Here is a 20,698-nt window from a genome sequence, read left to right on the forward strand (position 1 = left end):
GCGATCAGTAGCTGACCGAGACGCCCAGAAAGAGCTCACGACCCATCGGATCGTAGAAGCCGGGCGACGTGATGTTCGGCATGTCGCGGTTGGCCAGGTTGTTGGCGCCCGCGTAGATTTCCATGCGCTTGGCAACGAGCAGTGTGAACGACAGATCGAAATAATTCTGCGCACCGATCCGCGGATAGGCGAGCGTCGCGAGCGAGGGTGTCGTCGCCGAGCCCTGCCGCAGCGGCACTAGATAGCGATCGGTGGTGACCGGCCCGATATAGCGATGCTGCAGGCTCAGGGTGAAATCGCCCACGCTCCATGTCACGCGGTTCGAACCACGCCATTTCGGCTTGGGATCACCACAGCTATTTCCAAAGGAACCCACGCATTCATTGACAACAGGAAGATCCTGAACGGGCGTGTTGTTAAACTTCAACAAGCGGGAGAATGTCGACCGTATTGCCAACGAACTCGTCGGCGCGAGGCCTAACCCGGTGTTGAGAGGTAGTCTGTAGGCCAGCCCGAAATCGATGCCTCTCGTCTTGATGCCGCCGGTGTTCGCGTTCAGCGCCTGGATCGGCGCCGAGATCAGAACCTCGCCGGTCGTCGCGTTGCGCGGAATGGCATTGCAATAGCTGCTGCTGGCGTTCTTCGTGACATAATAGCAGAGGTTCATGATGTTCTGCACGCCGCCGCCGAGCTGGCCGATCGCGCCGCTGACGGCGATATCATAATAATCGATGCTGAGGCTCAGGCGCGGAATGAAGTGCGGCGTGAACACGAGGCCGGCCGTGTACGTCTTGGCCTTCTCGGCATCGAGATTCGGGTTGCCGCCGGACAGAACGAACACCGTCGATTGCGGCTGGACGGCCAGGGTGAAGACGTTGGCGGCCGGCACGCCCGTCGCCACGCAGAGCGCGCGCACTTCGGCGGTCTGCTGTGCCGTCGCCGCGCGGCTCGAACAGGGATCATTGGCGTTCGCGAAATTGTTGACCTGTCCGGCGAAAAGCTCGCCGACGCTGGGAGCCCGGATCGCGCGCTGATACTGGCCTCGGAAATTGAGATCCCGCGTCACCTGCCATTCGAGACCGTAGAAATAGGTGGTCACCGTGCCGACGCCGCTCAGCGAATAATCCGAGACGCGGGCACCCGCATTGGCGGAGAGCGACTTGATCAGGAACGTGTCGTGGATCAACGGCACGCGGATTTCTCCGAACACTTCCTTGGCCGTCACGCTGCCCGTGGTGGGCAGGATCGCCGCATAGCCGGCGACGTCGCCGGCGACGAGATTGGGGCCGGGCAGGAAACGTCCGTCGGTCTTGCGCCATTCCGCGCCGATCGAGAAGCCGATCGGGCCCGCCGGCAGGGGAAGGAGCGAGCCGGCGAGACTGGCCTGCCCGACCTGGAGCTTGGCCCTGGTGGTCGCCTCGGCGTCCGTCCGGATCGTGGCCACGCATGCCGCGCTCAGATTCTGGCCGAACATGTTGCACAGGGGGGAGGCGCCACCCGTCCCGCGCAGGAGGCTCTGCTGGAAAGCGGTCTTGGAAACGCCGTTGAAGACCTTGATCGTCTCCGACGATCGCGAGAGCGAATAATAAGCATCATATTTGAGGTCGGTGAGGAAATTGTCCGACACGCTGCCGATGTCGCCGCGAAAGCCGATCATCCCGCGATAGACGTTACGGGTGTTGATCTGGGATCGTGCGCCGACCTCGGCGAAGCGGCGCGCCAGGCTGACGACCGCCAGACCGTCGTTCGGCGTGGTCGAGAAGCTCGTCGGCCCCTGCGAAATCGTCGTTCGTCCGCTTTCGGAGGAATCCAGCAGGCGCAGGATGGTCTGCATCTGCGGCGAGAGATAGGGATTGTCGACGTTGAGGAGGAATGGGGAACTGTAGTTGACGGGCGCGACCTGCGAGAAGACGCGGTTGTGGCTGAAATGAAATTCGCCGTAGGCCTTGAGCGCGTCGCTCACGTCGAAATGGGCGAACGCATTGCCCATGTAGCGACGCTGCCCGTTCTGCAGCGAATTGAAGCTGTTGATGTTGTAGCTGTCGGCAGGGCTGGCGTAGGGGCGGGCGACGGTGCCGGCATCGTTGAAGGTGATGCCCGTGCTGTTGAAGCCCGCGACGCCCGCTGCCGCATAAGCGGCGTTGAGCGCCGCATTGGGCCCGCCGGACGCCGGAAGGCCGTAGATGCGACCGTTCGGGATGTCGTTGCTGCCGGAGAAGATGTAGCCGACCATTCCGCCGGCCTGCTGGCAGGTCTGCCCGGCAGGAACGGCCAGCGCCTGGCCCGGAAGCGTCGCCGTGCCGGTGCCGGCGACGACGCAGCTCTCGCCGAGATTGTAGCTGAAGGGCGACCATTTGAAGTCGCCGCGCGTATTGGCCTTGCGGTTCAGATAGTTGAGCGAAACGGCGACATTGCCGCGACCCTCCGCGAAATCGACACCGCCCGTCAGATCGGCGCTGAACGTCGGCGTGCGGCTATGCTGGACCAGATTGACCTGGGACCGGGCCTTCAGCCCCGTGAAATGGTCTTTCAGGATGAAGTTCGAAACGCCCGCGATCGCGTCCGATCCATAGACCGCCGACGATCCGCCGGTGACGATCTCGACGCGCTCGATCAGGTCCTGCGGGATCGTGTTGACGTCGGTGATCTGCGATGGATTGACGATCGCGAACCGGCGGCCGTTGACCAGCACCAGATTGCGGTTCGAGCCGAGGCCGCGCAGATTGAGATCGGCGAAGCCGCCACCCGTCGCCGAAACCTGGTTGGAGAAGGCGTTGGTGCCGCCGAGCGTGACCTGCGGCAGTTCGAGCAGCGAGCGCTCGACATTGACCTGTCCGGAGAGCTTGAGTTCCTGGGAATCCGCGACGGTGACGGGCGTCGGCGCGTCGAAGCCCTTGCGGGCGATGCGGGAGCCGGTGACGACGATGTCCGATGCGGGCGCCGGCGCGTCGCCCGTAGCTGCCGGCGCGGCATCGGTGGCCGCTGGAGCGGCCTGCGCCAAAGCGGGCGCGCTGCCGAGGCAGGGCGCCAGCGAGGTCGACAGCAATGCCGCCAGCTTCAAGGATGTGCTTCTCATGTTGAAATTCCCCTCCTGAATTTGATTTTGATTTGGTTGGAAGCGGGTGGTCTTTATCCGCGCCTCAGCGGTTCGATGATGGCCGCGATGTCGCTGTCATGGTGTCCGGCATCGGCTGCCGTATCGAAGCGGGCCCTGGCCGCGACGGCGCTGGGCAGGTCGATGCCGGCCTCGGCGAAGGTGGCGTGCGCGTAGGCCAGATCCTTGGCCATCAGCGGGACGAGGAAATGCGGCTCATAGGACCGGTCGAGCATCCGCGCGGACAATGCGCCGACCAGCGGACTGCCGGCGGCGCCGCCCGCCAGAATCTCGACCGAGCGGCGCACGTCGAGACCGCTGCGCTCGATCATCGCGATCGCTTCGGCGAGGCTGGCCACCTGCACGCCGCACAGGAAATTGTTGACCAGCTTCAGGGTCGCGCCGCTGCCGGTCGGACCGAGATGGACGGCTTCGCTGCCCATCGCAGCGAAGGCGGGCGCGGCGCGCTCCAGCGCGGCCGGATCGCCGCCGACCAGAAAGCGCAGCTTGCCCTCGGCCGATTGCTGGCGGCTACCGGTCACGGGCGCATCGAGGAAATCCATTTCCCGCGCGTCCATCCGCTCCTTCAGGGCATGCACCCAGCCGGTGGTCAGCGTGCTCGCCTCGATGGCGATCGCGCCGTCCTGCATCGCGGCGAGCGCGCCGTCCGCCTCCGCGAGCCAGGCCCGCCGGGAGGCATCGTCATCGGCCAGCATCGCGATCACGATGTCGGCGCCGCGCGCGGCGTCCGCCGGCGTTTCCGCCTTCCGCGCACCGATCGCCGCGAGAGCATCCGCTTTCTCCGGCGAGCGGTTCCAGACGGCGGTCTCGAACCCGGCCGCCAGCAGGCTCCGGGCCATGCCGCCGCCCATGATGCCAAGCCCGAGGACGGCGACCTTGAGCGCGGTCATTCCGTCACCTCGAACTGAGCCAGGGCGGCCTCGTCGACTTCAAGCCCGAGGCCCGGCACGTCGTCCGACAGGCTGATATAGCCGTCCTGCGCGACCGGCTCGCCCTTGAAGATGTACCAGAACAGCTCGTTGCCGACTTCGACGTCCACCTTCGGGAAATATTCGGCGATGGGCGAGTTCAGGCTCGCCATCACGACATGGTAATTGTGCATCTGTCCGGCATGGGGGACGACCGGGATCGAGTGCGCCTCGGCCAGCGCCTGGATCTTGCGGGCGGCCGTCAGACCGCCGACGCGATTGGTATCGAACTGAATATAGTCGAGCGCGCGCGCTTCGATCAGCTGGCGGAAGCCGTAGCTGGTGAACTCATGCTCCCCGGCGGCGATCGGCGTGGTGCCGAAGCGCCGGAGTTCGTGATAGCCGTGGATGTCATCGGGGATGATCGCCTCTTCCAACCAGCGCAGGTTGAACGGCTCGATCAGCCGCATCATCCGCTTCGCATAATCGAGGCTCCAGCCCATGTAGGCGTCGGCCATGACGTCGATCTCGTCGCCCACCGTTTCGCGGACCGTGCGGATCAGCTCGACATTGCGCGCCATGCCGGCGGCGCCATCGTCCGGGCCCCAGCCGAAACGCAGCTTCATCGCGCGATAGCCCTGCTCCTTGTAGCGCGCGGCCTCGGCGGCGAGTTCGTCGAGCGGGATGGAATAGAGGCGGCTCGCATAGACCGGGATGCGCGGCTTGGTGCGCCCGCCCATCAGGCGGAAGCAGGGCTGGCGCGCATCCTTGCCCATGATGTCCCACAGCGCGATGTCGATCGCCGAGATCGCGGCCATGACGACGCCCTTGCGGCCGAACGCCATCGTCTTGCGATACATGTGCTGCCACAGAAAGTCGGTGTCCCAGGGATCGTGGCCGATCAGCAGGGGGGCGAGGTGGCTGTCGATCAGCTGTTTCGCGGCGAGGGGAGCGAGCGCGGCGTTGCCGATGCCGACCAACCCCTTGTCGGTGAATATCTCGACGATCAGCCAGCCGTGAAAGGCGAAGCTCCCCATCGTTCCCGGGGACAGCAGCGGGGCGACCAGATCCATCGGATTGGTGCAGAAATGGGGCGGCAGCGGCTGGGTCTTGCCTTTCCACTGCACGACGCGGGTGCGGATTTCGGTGATCTTCAAGAGAGAGCCCCTTCTAGGTCGAGACGTTTGATGAGCGGAATGCTGAGGCAGATCAGCGCGAAGGCGAGGACGTGGAGCGAGGCGGCCACGGCGAGGACCGGCGCGTAGCCATATCCATGGTCCAGCGCCCAGCCGGCGGCCTGCCCCATGACGATGCCGCCGAACGCGCCGCCCATGCCGACCAGCCCCGCGAGCCGGCCAAGCGCCGCCTGCGGGATCATGTCGGTCGGCAGCGTCATGATCAGGGTCGACCAGCCCTGCTGGCCGAAGAAGGCGAGGCTGAAGATCGCCAGCACCAGTCCGACCGATCCCACGTGCGGCACCAGCATGACCCAGGGCATGCAGGCCGCGCACAGCCCGAGCGCGATCTTGCGCGCGGCGTTCACGGACATGCCGCGCGCCAGAAGCCGGCTGGACAGGAAACCGGCCGCGATGCTGCCGATGCCGGCGGCGGCGTAAGGGATCCAGCCGAGCGTCGCCGCCTGTCTCAGATCGAAGCCGTAAGTGTCGAAGAGATATTTGGGCAGCCAGAACAGATAGAAATACCAGGCGCCGTCGCTCAGAAACTTGGCGCCGACGACGCCTGCCACCTCCCGTCGCGCCAGCAGCACGCGCAGCGTATGCGGGCGGGCGCCCTCGTCCGTAGCGGGAGCGTGCGGCGGGTCGCGATAGAGCAGGCCCCACCATATCGCCCAGGCCAGCCCCATCGCGCCGGTGACGAAGAACACCCACCGCCAGCTGGCCAGCCCCAGCCAGTCCGCCCGTGCGAGGAGGAGGGCGATCAGCGGCGGCGCCATCACCGCGCCGACGGACGTGCCGGCGTTGACGATGCCCATCGCCGTCGCGCGTTTGGAGGCGGGAAAGCATTCGGCGATCGCGCTGGTCGCCGCGGGAAATCCTCCGCCTTCACCGATGCCGAGAAGCAGCCGGCTGACGATGAGAGCCGCGATCCCGCCGGCGAGGCCATGGCTGGCGCATGCCAGCGACCAGAAGGCCATGATGACGACGAAGCCGGCGCGCGTTCCGATCCGGTCGAGCAGCCATCCGCCGCCCAGATACATGAGGCCATAGGTGGCGAGGAAGGCGGAATCGAGCAGCGCCTTGGCCTGATTGCCGATAGGGATGTCGCGCTGGATGTGCGCGATCGCCCAGGGCAATGTCTGGCGATCGAGGTAGCTGATCGCGATCGCGACCGTGACGACCAGTGCGATTCCCCAGGAGCGGGGCGGCAAAGCGGCGTGGCTGTCGAGGCGCTCAGCGCGCATCAAGGATCACCAGCGCCACGCCCTGCCGTGGCACATCGATCGACATGTCCACCGTTCCCCGCTTGAGCGGCGAAAGCTTCAGCGGCTCCGGCCGCATCGCGGACGCTTTTTCCAGCGCGGCATATTGATCCGAATCCGGATTGAGCGGCGATCCGATCTTCTTCCAGGCGGTGAAGGCGTCGGCATGATCGGAATCGACGCGCCAGATCGTCGCTGTCGGGGCTGCGACGCGCGCGATGCCGTCGATCGAGAGGCGAACGGCGGCGCTCGGCCCCGCCACATCGTCATCATGATAATGCCAGAGCAGCACGGCGATCTTGCCGTCGGCGGTGCGCGTGGCGATCGTGCCGACATCAGCCGGCCCGCGCACGCCGTCCGCCATCACGCGATCGAGCGGCAACTGGCCGTCGCTCGTCGCGGCTAGCTTCTGCGTCCCCAGCTTGGCGAACAGCCGCAGGACGTTGAGCACGGGCAGATCGACGCCGTTGGTCGCCAATTGCCGGTAGCCCGCGAACCACGGCTGATCCTCGAACTCGAACGACCAGGACAGCACGCCTTCCAGATTGACGTGGCGCCGTGCCGCCAGCTCCCAGATGCGCGCGAAGCTCGCCGCAGTATAGCTGGAGTACATCGTCCCGTTTCGATAGGCGTTTTCCGGTCCGGGGCAGGCCGCGCAGCCCTCCGGATCGCTCTCGCCGATGATCACGGGCTTGGTGGCGAGGGGCGCGACCGACAGGGTCTTGTCGAAGCCCTTGTTCACCTCCTTGAGATGCGTCGAAAGCCCCATGCGGACATGCCCGTCGACGAAGGTCGGCTGCCCCTTGGCATGGAAGGCGAGGAAGTCGGTCGGCGTACCGATCTGGCCGGTCGCGTAGTTTTTGCCCGATGTCACATGGCGCAGGAAGCCGTCCATGAACGCGCCGCCGGAGCCGCCGGAATCCGGACCGCCCACCCGCGCATTCGGCAGCGCGCGGCGGATGCCGTCCACCGCATAATCGTGCATCTTGTAGAATTCGTCGAACGAGGCTTTCCAATACCACCCGTTGGCTTCGTTCCAGATCTCGAAATACCAACGCTCTACTTCAGCGCGACCGTAGCGCTCGATATTGTGCAGGGTCCATTGATAGACCAGCTCGCGCCACTTGTCGTAATCCTTGGGCGGATAGGCCCAGCCGGCGATGATATATTTATAATCGAAGCCCGGCCGCCAGCTGTGACGATAGGGGGTTCCGGGCGGCGCGGACGAGAGCGCCTCGGGCATGAAGCCGATCTGGAGATAGGGGCGTATGCCCTGCGCCCGATAGGTATCGATGATGCGGTCGACGTTGGTCCAGTTGTAGACCGGCTTGCCGTCCTTCGTCTCCGTATAGACGTTCGTGCTGCCCCATTTGAACGCGGCTGTTCCATCGCCGGTGTTGAGCAGATTGTGCGCCCGGAAGAAGACGTCGTCCTTGCGCAGCTTGCCAAGCTCCGCCAGCAGCTTCTCGCCATCCTTCATCGTCGCGTAATTGGGCTCGTCGGCGCCGAAGAAGCGCCACACCGGGGGAAGCACGCCGTCCGGCGTCCTGGCGTGCACGGTCGTCGTGACGATGCGCTGCGGTATGGCCTGGGCCGCCGCCGTGCCGGGGATGGACAGGCTGGCGATCGCCGCCGCGATCGCCACGCGCGCGGCGCCCCGGACAGGGCGAGAGAGGGCATGTTGACGCGAGACGGGAGCCGCCGCGCCGATCCTCTCCGCGCGCCCGATCCCGCGCTCGCAAAACCGATCTCGATCGTTCGGGGTGGCGCCGCAGCCCGGCGAGCGGTCCTCGGCGTTGTGGCCGTTGCCGCTGGCCCCGGCCGGACGGGGAGCCTCGGGCTGTGCTTCGAAGGCGGTGGTTGACCCCATGATCCTGCATCTCTCCGAATCGCCGTTCTTGCGGCCTTATGGCGGTGATATCTGGTCCTACCAGATTCTGCAACGATCGTTCTCAGGTAGAAATAAAAGGCAAGAATCAGATAATTCTCGTCCTACCAGACGAAAAGAGGTGTCCGCTTGACCTTGGCTGTCCGCTGACCAATCTTCCGGCGATGACGAGACCAGCCGCAGCTTCGGGGCACAGCCATCCCATCCGGTCCGACGACGTTCGTCACGGCATCGCGCACGAACTGGGCGTCGCGATCGTCAGCGGTCGGCTGATGCCGGGCACGGCCTTATTGAGCGAGGAGCGCTACAGTACGGAGAACGGCGTCTCGCGGGGGGCCTATCGCGAGGCGCTGCGCATTCTCGCCGCCAAGGGGCTGATCCAGAATCGACTGAAAAGCACGACGCTCGTCAACGAGCGCTCCAAATGGAGCATGCTCGATCTCGATGTCCTCGGCTGGATGTTCGAGGAGGGCCCCAGCCGGGCCTTCGTCGACAGCATCTTCGAACTGCGCAGCATCGTGGAGCCGTCTGCGGCGGGTCTGGCGGCCATGCGGCGCACCGAGCGCGAGCTTGCGCGGATGGGGCATGCTCTGGAGGAAATGGAGCGTTACGGTCTGCGCGACAGTCGCGGCCGCGCGGCCGATCAGACCTTTCACCTCGCCATTCTCACCGCCACGCGCAACGAACCGTTGATGACTTTGTCGACCTCGATCGCCGCCGCGGTCGAATGGACGACCCGCTTCGCGCGCGACGACCACAAGAGCGATCGCGATCCGATGCCGGATCATCACGCGGTTTTCGCCGCACTGGCCGCCGGCGATGCCGGATCGGCCAGGCGCGCGATGGGAATGCTGATCGACAATGCTCTGTTCGACGCCAGCATCACGGCGTAACGAGGCACTGGGATCGCAATTGATCTCCTGATCTCCGGCCGGCTTGGACGATTGCCGTGAGCCACGGGACGATCGGCGGAGGGGGCGGCCCGGCCGGATAGGCCGCCGACCCTATAAGGCCGGCCCGTTTGTACGATCCGCATCCAATCGTTGCTGGCGGTTGCCCGGCGGTTGCGCGGCGGGACTTGCTCGCTACGTTCGGGGCGATCAATCGGAGTGTCGTTTTGGAAGCAGTATCGGTCGTCCTCATCCTTCTGCTCGCTGTCGTCGTCAGCGGGGGCATATCGAGAGTGTTGCCGATCTCGCTGCCGACGCCGCTCGTGCAGATCCTGCTCGGGGCGGTGATCGGCCTGTCCACCTCCTACCGCGTGGAACTGGACCCCGAGCTGTTTCTGCTGCTGTTCCTGCCGCCGCTGCTCTTCCTCGACGGCTGGCGCATTCCGAAGGACGAACTGCTCAAGGATATTCCGACCGTCGTCGAACTGGCGCTCGGCCTCGTCCTGATCACGGTCGTCGGCATGGGCGTCTTCATCCACTGGATGATCCCTGCCATGCCGCTCACGGTGGCCTTCGCGCTGGCGGCGGTGGTGTCGCCGACCGATCCGATCGCGGTTTCGGCGATCGCGGCGCGGGTGCCGATCCCGAAGCGCATGATGCACATCCTCGAGGGGGAATCGCTCCTCAACGACGCGTCGGGCCTCGTCTGCCTGCGCTTCGCGGTCGCCGCCTCGCTCACCGGCACCTTCTCGGCCGGTGCGGCGGCGCTGAATTTCGTGTGGGTCGCGGGCGCGGGCCTCGTTCTCGGTGTCGCGGTGACGCTGGCCGTGACGGGTGCGAAATCCTGGTTCAACCGGCGCTGGGGCGAGGATCCCGGCTCCCAGATCCTGGTCAGCCTGCTGATCCCGTTCGGCGCCTATCTGCTGGCCGAGCATCTCCACGCCTCGGGCATTCTCGCGGCGGTCGGCGCGGGCGTGACGATGACCTTCGCGGAGATTTCCCGGCAGACGCTGGCCGTCACGCGCATGCGCCGCAATTCGGTGTGGGATACGATCCAGTTCGCGCTGAACGGCATCATCTTCGTGCTGCTCGGCGAGCAATTGCCCGCCATTCTGGCCGGCGCGAAGCATACGGTGGTCGTCACCGGGCACGGTTCGGCATGGTGGCTGGCGGCCTATGTCGCGGCGATCGTCGCGGGCCTTGCGATCCTGCGCTTCGTGTGGGTCTGGATGTCGCTGCGGCTGACGATCCACCGCAAGCGGTATCGCGGGGATGCCATGGTGACGCCGGACTGGCGACTGGTCGCGGCCATGTCATTCGCCGGGGTACGTGGCGCGATCACGCTGGCGGGCGTCCTGACGCTCCCGCTGGCGCTGGACGACGGAACACCGTTTCCGGCGCGGGACCTCGCGATCTTCCTCGCCGCCGGGGTGATCATCGTGTCGCTCGTCTTGGCGAGCATCGCGCTGCCCGCCCTCCTCAAGGGGCTGGCCATGCCCTCGGAACCGTCGAAGCAGGCCGAGGAAGACGCCGCCCGCGTTGCGGCCGCCGAAGCCGCGATCCGCGCCATCGAGAGGCGCCAGCATGAGCTGGCGGAGGATCATGGCAATGCCGACCGTTATGCGGTGGCCGGCGCGCGGATCATGGATCTGTATCGGGAGCGGATCGAGAGCCGCAGCCAGGAGCCGACCGACGCCTCGCGCATCGAGGAGCGGCTCGCGCGTGAATATCGGCTCATCGGCGTGAAGGCGGAGCGGATCGCGATCCGCGATCTGGCGCTGGCGCGGAAGATCGGCAGCGCGACCGCCCAGAAGCTGACGCGCGAGCTGGATCTGTCGGAAGCACGTTTTCGCGGCTGAGGGCCGCAGGCGGGGATGGCCGGTCCGCCATCCGCTTTGCGTGCGACAGCGAACTCACGCCGCTGTCGAAAGCGCGAAGCGGCGGCAATGCTCCAGATAGGCTGCCTCGTGCAGCCCGATCTGTTCGACCACGCTGTTCCAGAGCCACGACGGCGCCTCGATCGTGCCGCCGCGTCGTTCGGCAAGGGCGGCCCGCCAGAAGCCGCGGGTTGCGAGATCCATCTGCCGCGCGTGGGCATGCCCGACGATATAGGCCAGATGACGCGCCGCCTTCTTCGCCTCGCCGCTTGAAAATTGATCGAGTTCGATCTTGAGATCCTGCGGCAGCAATTCACGGACGAAGATCGGACGGCCGAGCACGTGATCGGCGCTCATGCGCGATCCTAGATGAGGGGCCAGCGCTTCGGCCCCGGCTACCACGCGCAGGCCATTATCGCGCGGCATGCGCGCTTTCGGAGCGGCCGGCGCGACGGACGGGACGGCCTCCTTGATGTCGAACAAAGCATATTCGTCCGGCTTTCGCTTGGAGCCGCCGATGGCCACGAGCGCGGCGTATCGAAGGTTGCCGAGCGAACTGCAGCCCTTTACCCAATAGGCCGCATCGACCAGCTTCACCCGATCGCGCGCGTGGCGGCGATCGAGCTGCCGGATCAGCGACTTGATCGGGTCGGACGCGAACAGGGCCTCGATCGCGGTTCGCTCGGCGGACGCGAGCGGCCAGAATTTCTTGCCGAGCGGAATAGACGGCGTGACGTCCGCGATCCGTTCCTCGGCCAGATGCTTCCATCGCCGCCCCCAGGCGCGGCGCTTCGCGGCGCGAACGACGTTCGGTTCGATATCCTCGCTTTCGTGACGCTGGGCAAGGGCATGATCATAACCCTCGACCATCTGCTCGATCATGTGCGCGGTCGTGACGCCCGGCAGCTTGGCGCCGCGTGCGGCGGTCGCGAGGCTCAGGCCCAGACGGATCAAATCGTGCACGGGATTGCCGATCACGGTCTGATCCAGATCGCGGATCTGAATCTCGATATCGCCGTCGCTGTCCGCGATCGGGCCCAGATTGCCGAGATGGCAGTCACCGCAGATCCAGACGGCGGGGCCTGTCGGAAGAGCCTTGGCGAATTTCGATTGGGCGAGCCATCGATAGAATTGGGCCGTGTTGCCGCGCACGTAGGCGTGGGTCGAGGCCGCCATCTTCAGGGCGCGTATGCCGAGTAGCTTCGTTTCGCGATCGTCGCCGCCGTTCGGTATGTCCAAGCTTGCCCCCGATGTGGAAACCGTTTGGCAACATAACGCACGGCCTGGGCCATGCGCTCCGAAGGGGGATATGGCGGGAAAACAAGCGCGCCCGAGCCGCATGCCAGGTTCTGTCGATGCGCGACCTTCCGGTGCCACGCATCGCCAGCGGACGTCAGTGCGGTGATGGGAGCGCGGCGGGCATCAAGGGCTTCAGCGCGAACAGGCACCCCACCGCGCTGATCAGCAAGGCCAGCGACAGGCCGGCCATCGGCGCGAGATTGCTTCCCGTCGCGTCATGGATCGCCGGCACCGCATTCTGGGCGATGAAGCCTCCGAGATTTCCGATCGAGTTGATCACGGCCAGGCCGGTGGCGGCGTGCGTGCCGGATAACAGCCGCTGCGGTACGCTCCAGAAGACGGGCTGCGCGGACAGGATCGCCGCCGCGGCAACGCACAGGCAGCCGAATTTCAGCACCACGCCGGGCAGGAGCACGCTGCCGAGCAGCGCGATCGCGGCCAAGAACAGCGGGCCGGCGATGTGCCAGACGCTTGCGCCGTGCCGCTCCGCATGGCGCGGCACAGCCCACAAGGCGACGGCGACGCACAACCAGGGCAGGATGTTGATCGCGCCGTTCTGGAGATTGGACGCACCGAAGCCTTTCACGATCGTCGGCAGCCAATAGCTCAGCCCGTAAGCGCCCAGAGGCATGCCGAGGTAGAGCGCCGCGAACATCAGCACGCGCGGATCGATCAGCGCGCGCCAGGCTGGCCCGTCGGCGGGAGGCTTCGGCTCGCCAGCGAGCGTGGCGGCCAGCCACCTTTTCTCGTCTTCGGCGAGGAAGGCGGCTTCGGTGGGGCCGGCCGGCAGTCTGGTCAGGATCAGCGGGACCAGCAGCATCGCCGGAATGGCGGTGGCGATGAACACCCATTGCCAGCCCGCGAGCCCGGCCAGCCCGTCGAGGCCGAGCAGCGCACCGCCGATCAGCGCGCCCACCGCATTGGCGACGGCGCTGGCGAGCATGAACAGGCCGACCATCTGCGCCCGTCTGGCCTGCGGATACCAGAGCGTCAGCACGTAGAGGACGCCCGGAAAGAAGCCCGCCTCGGCGACACCGAGCAGAAAGCGCAGGATGTAGAACATCGCCGCATTCTGGGTGAAGCCCAGAGCGAGCGTCACCAATCCCCAACTGCCCATGATCCGGGCGAACCAGAGCCGCGCGCCCACCTTCGCCAGGATCATGTTGGCGGGCGCCTCGAACAGGAAATAGCCGAGGAAGAAGAGGCTGGCGCCCAGCCCGTAGGCGGCTTCGGAAAGCCCGAGGGCGTCCACCATCTCCAGCTTCGCATATGAGACGTTCTGGCGATCGATATAGGCGATCAGATACATCACGCAGAGCATGGGCATCAGGTGCCGGGTGATCTTCGCGAGGGTTTGCTTCCCGAGGTCCGCGTCGATCGCTTCAGAACCTGTCAAATGCCCGCTCCCGCCCTTTTATGGCCGCAGGGTATCGAAGCCTGCGAGGCGCGTCGAGCGCGGTGGCCGCGACAAGCGGCGGGACCCAAGCCACGCAGCCGCGCCGGATATCGTCCGGCGCGGCGTCCACGCCGGTCTTACAGATCGAACTGGAGGTTGGCGCGCAGCGACAGAGCGGCGCGGCCCTGCTGCTGTTCGGCGTTGAACTCGCTGCCGATCCGGAAGACCGAATTGCCGCCGGTGGCGCGCAGCTTGCCCACCCAGCCGCTGGTGCGATCCTCCGGCAGGAGGGTGAAGTCCCGCCCGCCCGCGAAATGCGCGGTGGTGGCGCCGAGCGCACCGCCGACGAGCTGGCGGCGGCCGCCTTCCACTTCGATGCGGAGCCAGCCGCTGTCCTGATCGGTGCCGCCGAAATCGAGGCCGGCGGCGACGCTGCCGGTGACGGCGAGTTCGTCGCTGGTGCGGGAGGCCGCGATGAGATCGAAGGCCGAACCGCCGCCCGTCTCGCTATGGCCGTCCTCCTTCAGGCGATAATAATCGACCGCCGCGATCGGGCGGAACGAGAAGGATCCCAGCGCGACCTCGTAGGACGCGCCGCCGGCGGCGGAGACCATGTCGCCATCCCACTTGCCCTTGGTGGCGCGGGTGACGCCCTCCGTGCCGGTATTGCCGGAGAAGCGGCGCGTGCTGCTGAAATTGATCCGGGCGGCCGAGGCGCGGGCGTAGAGGCGCAGGCCATCCCAGTGGCCGCGCCAATAGGTGGCGAGTTCCCACTGGTTGGAGTGGACGTCATTGTCCGTGCCGCGATCATTGTCGCGCCCGGCGATATAGCCGACCGAAAGGCCGAAATTGCCGAAGCCGGTCTTGTATTCGCCACCGGAGGAGAGGCCCCAGCCGTCGATCGAATAGCCGGCCGTATCGTCTACGCTCTTCGAACTGCTGAGCGCGATCTGGCTGATCCAATAGCCCCAGCGGCCCTCGTCCTTGAACGGGCCGCGCGGATCGGCGAGCAGGCGCCCCATGGCGCGCGAGCCCAGCGACGCCAGCGCGAACGTGCCGCCGGCATGATCCGGGAGCATCTGGCGCAGGGATTTGCGAAAGGTGTCGCCCTCGGTGATGTTGAGGAAGGAGGCGCCGAGCTTCTGATCCTGGCCGAGCGCCTGATAGGCGGCGTCATAGATCGAGGCCTGCGAACGATTGAGGCCCAGTTCGCCGCTCGACTTGCGGACGATGTCGACGGCGAGATCGGTGGTGCCGACCGTGGCGAGCGAACCCTTGAACATATAGGGCAGCAAGGCTGTCGTGGCCGTCAGGTTCGAGGCGCCCGTCAGCGTGCCCGCGCGCAGGATCGTGTAGCGGCCCTCGGCATTGGCGACGCTCGCCAGCTTCACCGACACCTTCGAGCCCTGCGCGAACGAGGCGTCGCCCGACACCTGCACGATGTTCGACAGGATCACCGAGGCGGGGCCGCCGCTGCTGTTGTCGAGCGTGACGGCCAGCGTGCCGCCATTGCCGATCGCGAGCGACCCGATCGCGGTACCGCGTCCGGCCTCCAGCGTGCCGCCGTTCACCGCGACGGCGAGGCCCTGCGCGTTCAGCAGCGTGCCGCTGAAACGGGCCGTGCTGCCGATCGTGAGCGTATCGGCGCCACCGCCGAAATCGGCCGTGCCGGTGAAGACCGAGGTGCCGGCGAGCGTAAGGCTGTCATTGCCCGCGCCGAAGCTGGCGGTGCCGTTGAACACGGCGTCGCCGGACAGAGCGAAGCGGTTCGTGCCCGCGCCGAAGCGGACATTGCCCTTCACGCTGCCGTCCGCGACATCCAGCACGTCGTCGCCGCTGCCGAGGCGGATGTCGCCGACGATGCTGGGCGCGGCGATGCCCGCCGCCACGGCCGTCTGCCGCACGGTGACGCCCGACGTGTTGGCCGAGAGATCGATCGCGACATTGCGATCCGAGGTGGCGAGCGCGCCCGTGGCGGAGATGGCGCCGCTATTCTCGATCAGGCGCACGTTGCCCGATCGATCGAGGATCGCGCCGGCATTGCCGTCGGCGCCGGATGCCGTCGCCTTGATCGCGCCGCTGTTGCGGATCGTGGCGACGGTGCCGCCGGTGTCGATCAGGATCGCCGCCGTCCGCGTCGTGGCCGCGCTGCCGCCCGTGGCGGAGACGCTGCCCGACACGCGGATCTCCGGCGTGGTGGCGCCGCCGCCGATGCGGATCGCTGTGGCGTTGCCGCCGTTCGAGGTGGCGTTGATCGTGCCCGCCACCCCGATGCCGCCCGCGATCGTCACGGCACCGCCGAGTCCGCCCACCGAAAGCGCTGTGGCGTCCACACCCGAATAGAGGCCCTGGCCGGAAATCGCACCGTCGACGATCAGGCCGAAGCCGGTGCCCGTGCCGGCGACGGCGCCGATCGCGATGTCTCGGCTGGCAGCGCCGATCTGGACGGCGGGTGCGGCGCCGTAGGAGGTGACGCTGGCCGAGCCCTCCTTGCTGTCGTCGATTCCGTCCTTGTCCTCGTCATTGTCGGTGGGGCTGGTGTCCTTGGGCGGCACGGCGAAGATGATGCCGCCCGAGACATCGCCCGCCACGGCCAGCGTGGGACCGCCCTGCAGCAGATCGTCCGCGTCCAGCTTGCTGGTGTCGGACGGCACGGTGACGGTGCGGTAGCCGGTGCTGGCGAGCGACCCCTGGACGACGAGGGCGCCCGCAATGTTCCCGTCGATCCGCGCGGCACCGGCGCCTTCGCCCTGCGCGTTGATCGTGCCGGCCAAGCGGACATTGCCGGCGACGGAGTCGATCCGCACGCCGACCGACCGGTCGCCGATCACCGAGATCGCGCCGTCCTGCGTGAGATTGCCGGTGAGCGGGCCGCCGAGCCAGATGGCCGCGCTATCATTGCCCTCGATCGTGATGGTGCCGCTGTTCGTGATCGGGCCGGTATAGGCTCCGGCCGTGCGGATGCCGGTGCGGTTGGTGCCGGAGGCGAGGGGACCATCGAGATCGCCGTCCTTGTCGGTGTCGGTCGGCTCATAGGTTTCGTCGAGGATGATCTTGCCGGTGTTGACGATGCCGCCGCTCGCGCCCGCATCGGCCAGTACGCCGATCGCGCCATCGGCGTTGGTGATCTGGATCGTGCCCTCGTTGGTCACCTTGTTGGCGCTGTCGATCGTCACCGCCGTACCGGACGCGGGGTTGATCGTGCCGGCGCTGGTGATGCGGAGGTCGTCCGCCGCGCCGCTCTTGATGGTGGAGGTGCGCGTGGCATCGGTGCGCTTCGCCTCGACGAGGGTTTCGGCCTGAAGCGGCAGGGCGGCGAGGGCGGCTGCGGGCAGGCAGACGGAGGCAAGCAGGTGACGGCGCATCACAATCCCTTTGTGGTCCAAGCGGCGCTTCGATCGCGCCTTTCGACCACAGGACGGAGCCGTGCGTGGGCTGCCTTGGAGATCCGATCTGGTTTGTTATGTCTGGATTGTGAAACCGTATCGGATCCAGCTTTTCAGAAGCTGGCGTCGAGGCCCAGGCGGATGGTGCGCGGGCGCAGCGGCGTGATCTGGCCTTGCCCGACCGCGAAGGGCGTGCCGAGCGCGAAGCGATTGCCGACCTGATCGGCGATGTTGGTGACGGACAGCGTGGCGCCGAGGCGCGGGCGGCCGAGCCGCATCGTCAGCGCCGTATCCAGATAATCGCCCTGCGCCTCGCCCAGCATCGGACCGATGCCCAGCCGCGACTTGCCGACATAGCGCGCCCAGCCGTTGATCCGGAGCGTCAGGTCGCCATCGACCGGCCGGACATAATCGAGGCCGATGCGGCCCGCGTAGCGCGCCACATTGGGCACGCGGCTCATCCGGGCGAGCGCCGTCCGCATGATCGGCTCGACCGGCTCGCGCACGCTGCTGTCGTTGAAGGTGGCGCCGATATCCAGCCGCAGCGCCTCGATCGGTTTCCAGCCGGCGGCGAAGCTGGCCGTCCAGATGCGGCCGTCACCGATATTGGCGGTGCTGGGCAGGCCGGTGGCGTCGATGAAATCCGCCTGGATATCGTCCCAGCGCGTGTGCGAGACGCTGGCGGTGAGATCGAAGCGGTCGCGGCGCGGCTGGCCGAAGCGCAGCCCGCTTTCCAGCGTGGCGACATGATCGCCATCGAAGCGGCGGACGAAATTGCTTTCCACCGCGAGACCGCCGGGCCGGAAGCCTTCCTGATAGCGCACGAACGCGCTGAGCCGGGGCAGCAGCGTCGCCACGGCCGAGGCGGAGGGCAGGACGGTGGTGGCGTGCCGATCGCCCTCGGCCGTCGCGCGCAGGGCGAAGATGGGCGGCACGTCCACGGCCGCGCCCGAGAGGCGGGCATGGCTGATCCGGCCGCCGCCCGTGAGGATCAGCCCGCGCACCGGCGCGACGCTGGCCTCGCCATAGAGCGTATATTCGTCGGCGCGGTTGACCACGCCCGTCGCGGGCAGGATCGATCCGTCCGGGCCGATCGCGCGCTGCTGCTCCGTGCGGTTGCTGGTGAGGCTGGTGCCGATCACCCAGCCGAAGCCGCCCGCGAGCGGACGCCACAGGCGGCTCTCGCTGGCGAGCAGGCGCGTCTGGTTCTGCTGGATGAAGACGCGCTCCTCGCCCTTCGAAAGCACGGCGCCGGCGGCGAAGGGCAGCACATCCACGCCCGTGCCGGGAAGGACATATCCGGCCGGGACGCCGGCATCGTAGCGTTCGCGCAGATGCTGGCTGGCGATGCCGTTCGAGGAGCGGAAACGCAGGCCGCCCCAATCCTTCGACACCACGACCGAGCCCATCGCGTAGGAGGCGAAGAAGCCCTGCGCGATCGCGCTGGAGCGCGTGAGGCGGGTGGCGTTGCGATCGGCATATTGGCTGTCGTCGCCGCGCGTGCGCTGGCCGACTCCGCCCAGATCGATCGTCCAGCCATCGCCGGCCTCCAGGCGCAGCGTGGCGCGGCCGCCGATCGTGCGCGTGCGGTTGATGTCCTTCTCGTCGCGGAGGGGATTGTCGATATAGCCGCCCTCGCTGATGCCGTAGCCGACGATCCGCAGCGCCGCCCGATCGCGCACCACCGGCAGGTTCAGCATGGCCGAGAGATCGCCGCTGGGATCGCCGTGCGCAGTGGTGGCGACGCCCGCCGCGATCGATCCGCCGGCCTGCCCCAGGGCGGGCGCCGTGGGCGTCAGGCGGATGATGCCGCCCAGCGATCCGGCGCCGTAGAGCGTGCCCTGCGGCCCTTCCAGCACCTCGACCGAGGCCACGTCGTACAGGCGCAGATCGGGATCGGGCGCATTATAGGTGAGGCGCAGATCGCCGATATATTGGCCGACGGTCGACTGTGTCGGCCCGGTGAAGCTGGAATCGGCGATGCCGCGGATGAAGAGCTTGTTGCGGCCCGCGCCGAGATGGGTGGACGAGACGCTCGACAGGCGGGAGAGGATCGCGTCGGTGCCGCCGGGGCCGCCGAACGACAGGTCCGCGCCGTCGAGCAGGCTGACCTGGCCGGCCAGATCGGACAGGCGCACGTCGCGCTTGCTGGCGGTGATGATGATATCGTCCTGCGGCGCCGGCTGGACGGGCGCGCGCGCGATATGATGAGGGGCGGCGGCCACCACGGCGCGAGGACGGGGTGGTGCCTTCGCCAGCAGGCGATAGCCGTTCGGTCCGGCCGGGCGCATCTCCGCGCCGGCGGCTTCGGCCAGCCGGCGCAGCGCGGCACGGGCGCTCATCTTTCCGCGAAGGGCGGGGACGGGGCGGCTCCACAGCGCCGGATCCTCGACGCTGATGCTGGTCTGCGTCGCGCGGCCGAGCGCGCGCACGACATCGCCCAGCCGCCCCGCCGGCAGATCGAGGGCCGGGGAGGCGGCCGTCGCGGGCCATGCCAGCAGGGGAAGCAGCGGCAGCAGGGGGCGCCACAGGCTCACGGCAGCGGTGCGATCTCCCAGGCGTCCCCGGCGCGGCGCACCTGCGCGTCGAGCAGGGGCGCCAGCCGCGACGGATCCTCCTTCAGGCCATCCAGTGCGATCGTTCCCTGGAAGGGGCGTGTGAGAAGCGCCGGGGCGACGGTGATGCGCACGCCCAGTTGGCGCGAGAGATCGGCCGCAACCTGCCGCAGCGGCGCACCGACATAATCGAGCGAGCCCTGGCGCCAGCCGCCGACGCTATCGGGCGCGACGGCGGACAGGCGAACCACGCCGCCGCGCTCGTCAAACTCCAGCGCGCGGCCCTTGTCGAGCCGCGTCCTGGCATGATCGGGATCGAACATCACCGCGCCTTCGGACACGCCGACACGCAACCGGCCATCCTCGTGCGTCACGTCGAAGGCGGTGCCGACGTCGAGCAACTCCTTGTCACCGGCCGACACGCGGAACGGGTGCGCCTCATCGTGGCGGATCGAGAAGTAGGCCTCGCCCCGATCGAGGCTGGCGATGCGCGGATCGGCATGGTCGAGCGTGAGCTTGGTATCGCCGTTGAGCGCGACATGGCTGCCGTCGCCCAGATCGACCTGCCGCGTCTCGCCCGGCGCCGTCTGGATCACGTAGGGATCGCTGTGCGGGCGGATCGCCTGATAGCCGACCAGGGCCGCCACCGAGGCGGCGACGGCGCCCATCATCCAGCCGGCGCGACGGGCCGGGCGGCGTGCGGGCGGCGCGATCTCGTGCACCGGCGTAAGCACGGGCGCGGGGATGATCGTCGCCATGTCGGCGGCGTCGGCCTCCAGCGCATGATAGGCCTCGGCATGGCGGGGATCGCTCTCCAGCCAGGCGGCGAACGTCTCCCAATCCTCGAACGCCGGATCGCCCAGCCGCACGACCCAGTCGAGCGCGGCAGTTTCGATCGGGCTTGAACTCTGCGTCATCACCGCCTCCTGCCCGAGAGGACGGAA

At 67.4% G+C, this 20,698-nt stretch carries 12 protein-coding genes; 2 read left to right on the top strand and 10 right to left on the bottom strand.

The window, feature by feature from the left end; translation table 11 throughout:
- Window positions 1-4: 4 nt before the first annotated feature.
- From HL653_RS12910 to HL653_RS12930, 5 genes are read right to left on the bottom strand one after another with little or no spacing between them, the layout of a single operon-like run.
- Window positions 5-3,076 carry a TonB-dependent receptor gene (locus HL653_RS12910; RefSeq protein WP_171744872.1) on the bottom strand — a complete coding sequence of 1,024 codons (3,072 nt, stop codon included), beginning with the start codon at window positions 3,074-3,076 and terminating at the stop codon, window positions 5-7.
- 53 nt (window positions 3,077-3,129) lie between these two features.
- The gene (locus HL653_RS12915; RefSeq protein WP_171744873.1) at window positions 3,130-4,005 is read right to left on the bottom strand and encodes an NAD(P)-dependent oxidoreductase; all 876 of its coding nucleotides are present in this window, start codon (window positions 4,003-4,005) and stop codon (window positions 3,130-3,132) included.
- Window positions 4,002-5,180, bottom strand: a complete 1,179-nt coding sequence (locus HL653_RS12920) for an L-rhamnonate dehydratase (protein WP_171744874.1) — start codon at window positions 5,178-5,180, stop codon at window positions 4,002-4,004. Before HL653_RS12920 ends, HL653_RS12915 begins: the two co-directional genes overlap by 4 nt.
- Window positions 5,177-6,445 carry an MFS transporter gene (locus tag HL653_RS12925; protein WP_171744875.1) on the bottom strand — a complete coding sequence of 423 codons (1,269 nt, stop codon included), beginning with the start codon at window positions 6,443-6,445 and terminating at the stop codon, window positions 5,177-5,179. The genes HL653_RS12920 and HL653_RS12925 overlap by 4 nt, the downstream gene beginning before the upstream one ends.
- Window positions 6,435-8,333 carry a beta-xylosidase gene (locus HL653_RS12930; RefSeq protein ID WP_171744876.1) on the bottom strand — a complete coding sequence of 633 codons (1,899 nt, stop codon included), beginning with the start codon at window positions 8,331-8,333 and terminating at the stop codon, window positions 6,435-6,437. The genes HL653_RS12925 and HL653_RS12930 overlap by 11 nt, the downstream gene beginning before the upstream one ends.
- A 182-nt stretch (window positions 8,334-8,515) precedes the next feature.
- Between HL653_RS12930 and HL653_RS12935 the strand changes: the two genes are divergently transcribed.
- Complete coding sequence (locus HL653_RS12935; RefSeq protein WP_171744877.1) at window positions 8,516-9,244, top strand: FadR/GntR family transcriptional regulator; 729 nt, start codon at window positions 8,516-8,518, stop codon at window positions 9,242-9,244.
- A gap of 224 nt (window positions 9,245-9,468) precedes the next feature.
- A complete protein-coding gene (locus tag HL653_RS12940) occupies window positions 9,469-11,100 on the top strand; it encodes a Na+/H+ antiporter (RefSeq protein WP_171744878.1) in 1,632 nt (543 codons plus the stop codon).
- A gap of 54 nt (window positions 11,101-11,154) precedes the next feature.
- Here HL653_RS12940 and HL653_RS12945 read toward each other — a convergent pair whose 3' ends face one another.
- From HL653_RS12945 to HL653_RS12965, 5 genes are all read right to left on the bottom strand, one after another.
- Window positions 11,155-12,459: a DUF2252 family protein gene (locus HL653_RS12945; protein WP_171744879.1), complete on the bottom strand. Its 1,305-nt coding sequence runs from the start codon at window positions 12,457-12,459 to the stop codon at window positions 11,155-11,157.
- Window positions 12,460-12,511: 52 nt separating this feature from the next.
- Window positions 12,512-13,813, bottom strand: coding sequence for an MFS transporter (locus tag HL653_RS12950; protein ID WP_253716825.1), 1,302 nt, complete (start codon window positions 13,811-13,813; stop codon window positions 12,512-12,514).
- A gap of 137 nt (window positions 13,814-13,950) precedes the next feature.
- Complete coding sequence (locus tag HL653_RS12955) at window positions 13,951-17,178, bottom strand: autotransporter domain-containing protein (protein WP_171744880.1); 3,228 nt, start codon at window positions 17,176-17,178, stop codon at window positions 13,951-13,953.
- A gap of 134 nt (window positions 17,179-17,312) precedes the next feature.
- Complete coding sequence (locus tag HL653_RS12960; protein WP_253716827.1) at window positions 17,313-19,736, bottom strand: TonB-dependent receptor; 2,424 nt, start codon at window positions 19,734-19,736, stop codon at window positions 17,313-17,315.
- A complete protein-coding gene (locus HL653_RS12965) occupies window positions 19,733-20,671 on the bottom strand; it encodes a FecR domain-containing protein (RefSeq protein ID WP_171744881.1) in 939 nt (312 codons plus the stop codon). Before HL653_RS12965 ends, HL653_RS12960 begins: the two co-directional genes overlap by 4 nt.
- Window positions 20,672-20,698: the final 27 nt, after the last annotated feature.

It is taken from the genome of Sphingomonas sp. AP4-R1, from assembly GCF_013113735.1.
Taxonomy (GTDB): domain Bacteria; phylum Pseudomonadota; class Alphaproteobacteria; order Sphingomonadales; family Sphingomonadaceae; genus Sphingomonas_I.

Excerpts from the sequence above, each read along its gene's own strand:
- HL653_RS12930 (WP_171744876.1), bottom strand. The coding sequence starts at position 8,333 with ATGGGGTCAACCACCGCCTTCGAAGCACAGCCCGAGGCTCCCCGTCCG.
- HL653_RS12925 (WP_171744875.1), bottom strand. The coding sequence starts at position 6,445 with ATGCGCGCTGAGCGCCTCGACAGCCACGCCGCTTTGCCGCCCCGCTCC.
- HL653_RS12955 (WP_171744880.1), bottom strand. The coding sequence starts at position 17,178 with ATGCGCCGTCACCTGCTTGCCTCCGTCTGCCTGCCCGCAGCCGCCCTC.
- HL653_RS12910 (WP_171744872.1), bottom strand. The coding sequence starts at position 3,076 with ATGAGAAGCACATCCTTGAAGCTGGCGGCATTGCTGTCGACCTCGCTG.
- HL653_RS12935 (WP_171744877.1), top strand. The coding sequence starts at position 8,516 with ATGACGAGACCAGCCGCAGCTTCGGGGCACAGCCATCCCATCCGGTCC.
- HL653_RS12965 (WP_171744881.1), bottom strand. The coding sequence starts at position 20,671 with ATGACGCAGAGTTCAAGCCCGATCGAAACTGCCGCGCTCGACTGGGTC.
- HL653_RS12945 (WP_171744879.1), bottom strand. The coding sequence starts at position 12,459 with ATGCGGCTCGGGCGCGCTTGTTTTCCCGCCATATCCCCCTTCGGAGCG.
- HL653_RS12915 (WP_171744873.1), bottom strand. The coding sequence starts at position 4,005 with ATGACCGCGCTCAAGGTCGCCGTCCTCGGGCTTGGCATCATGGGCGGC.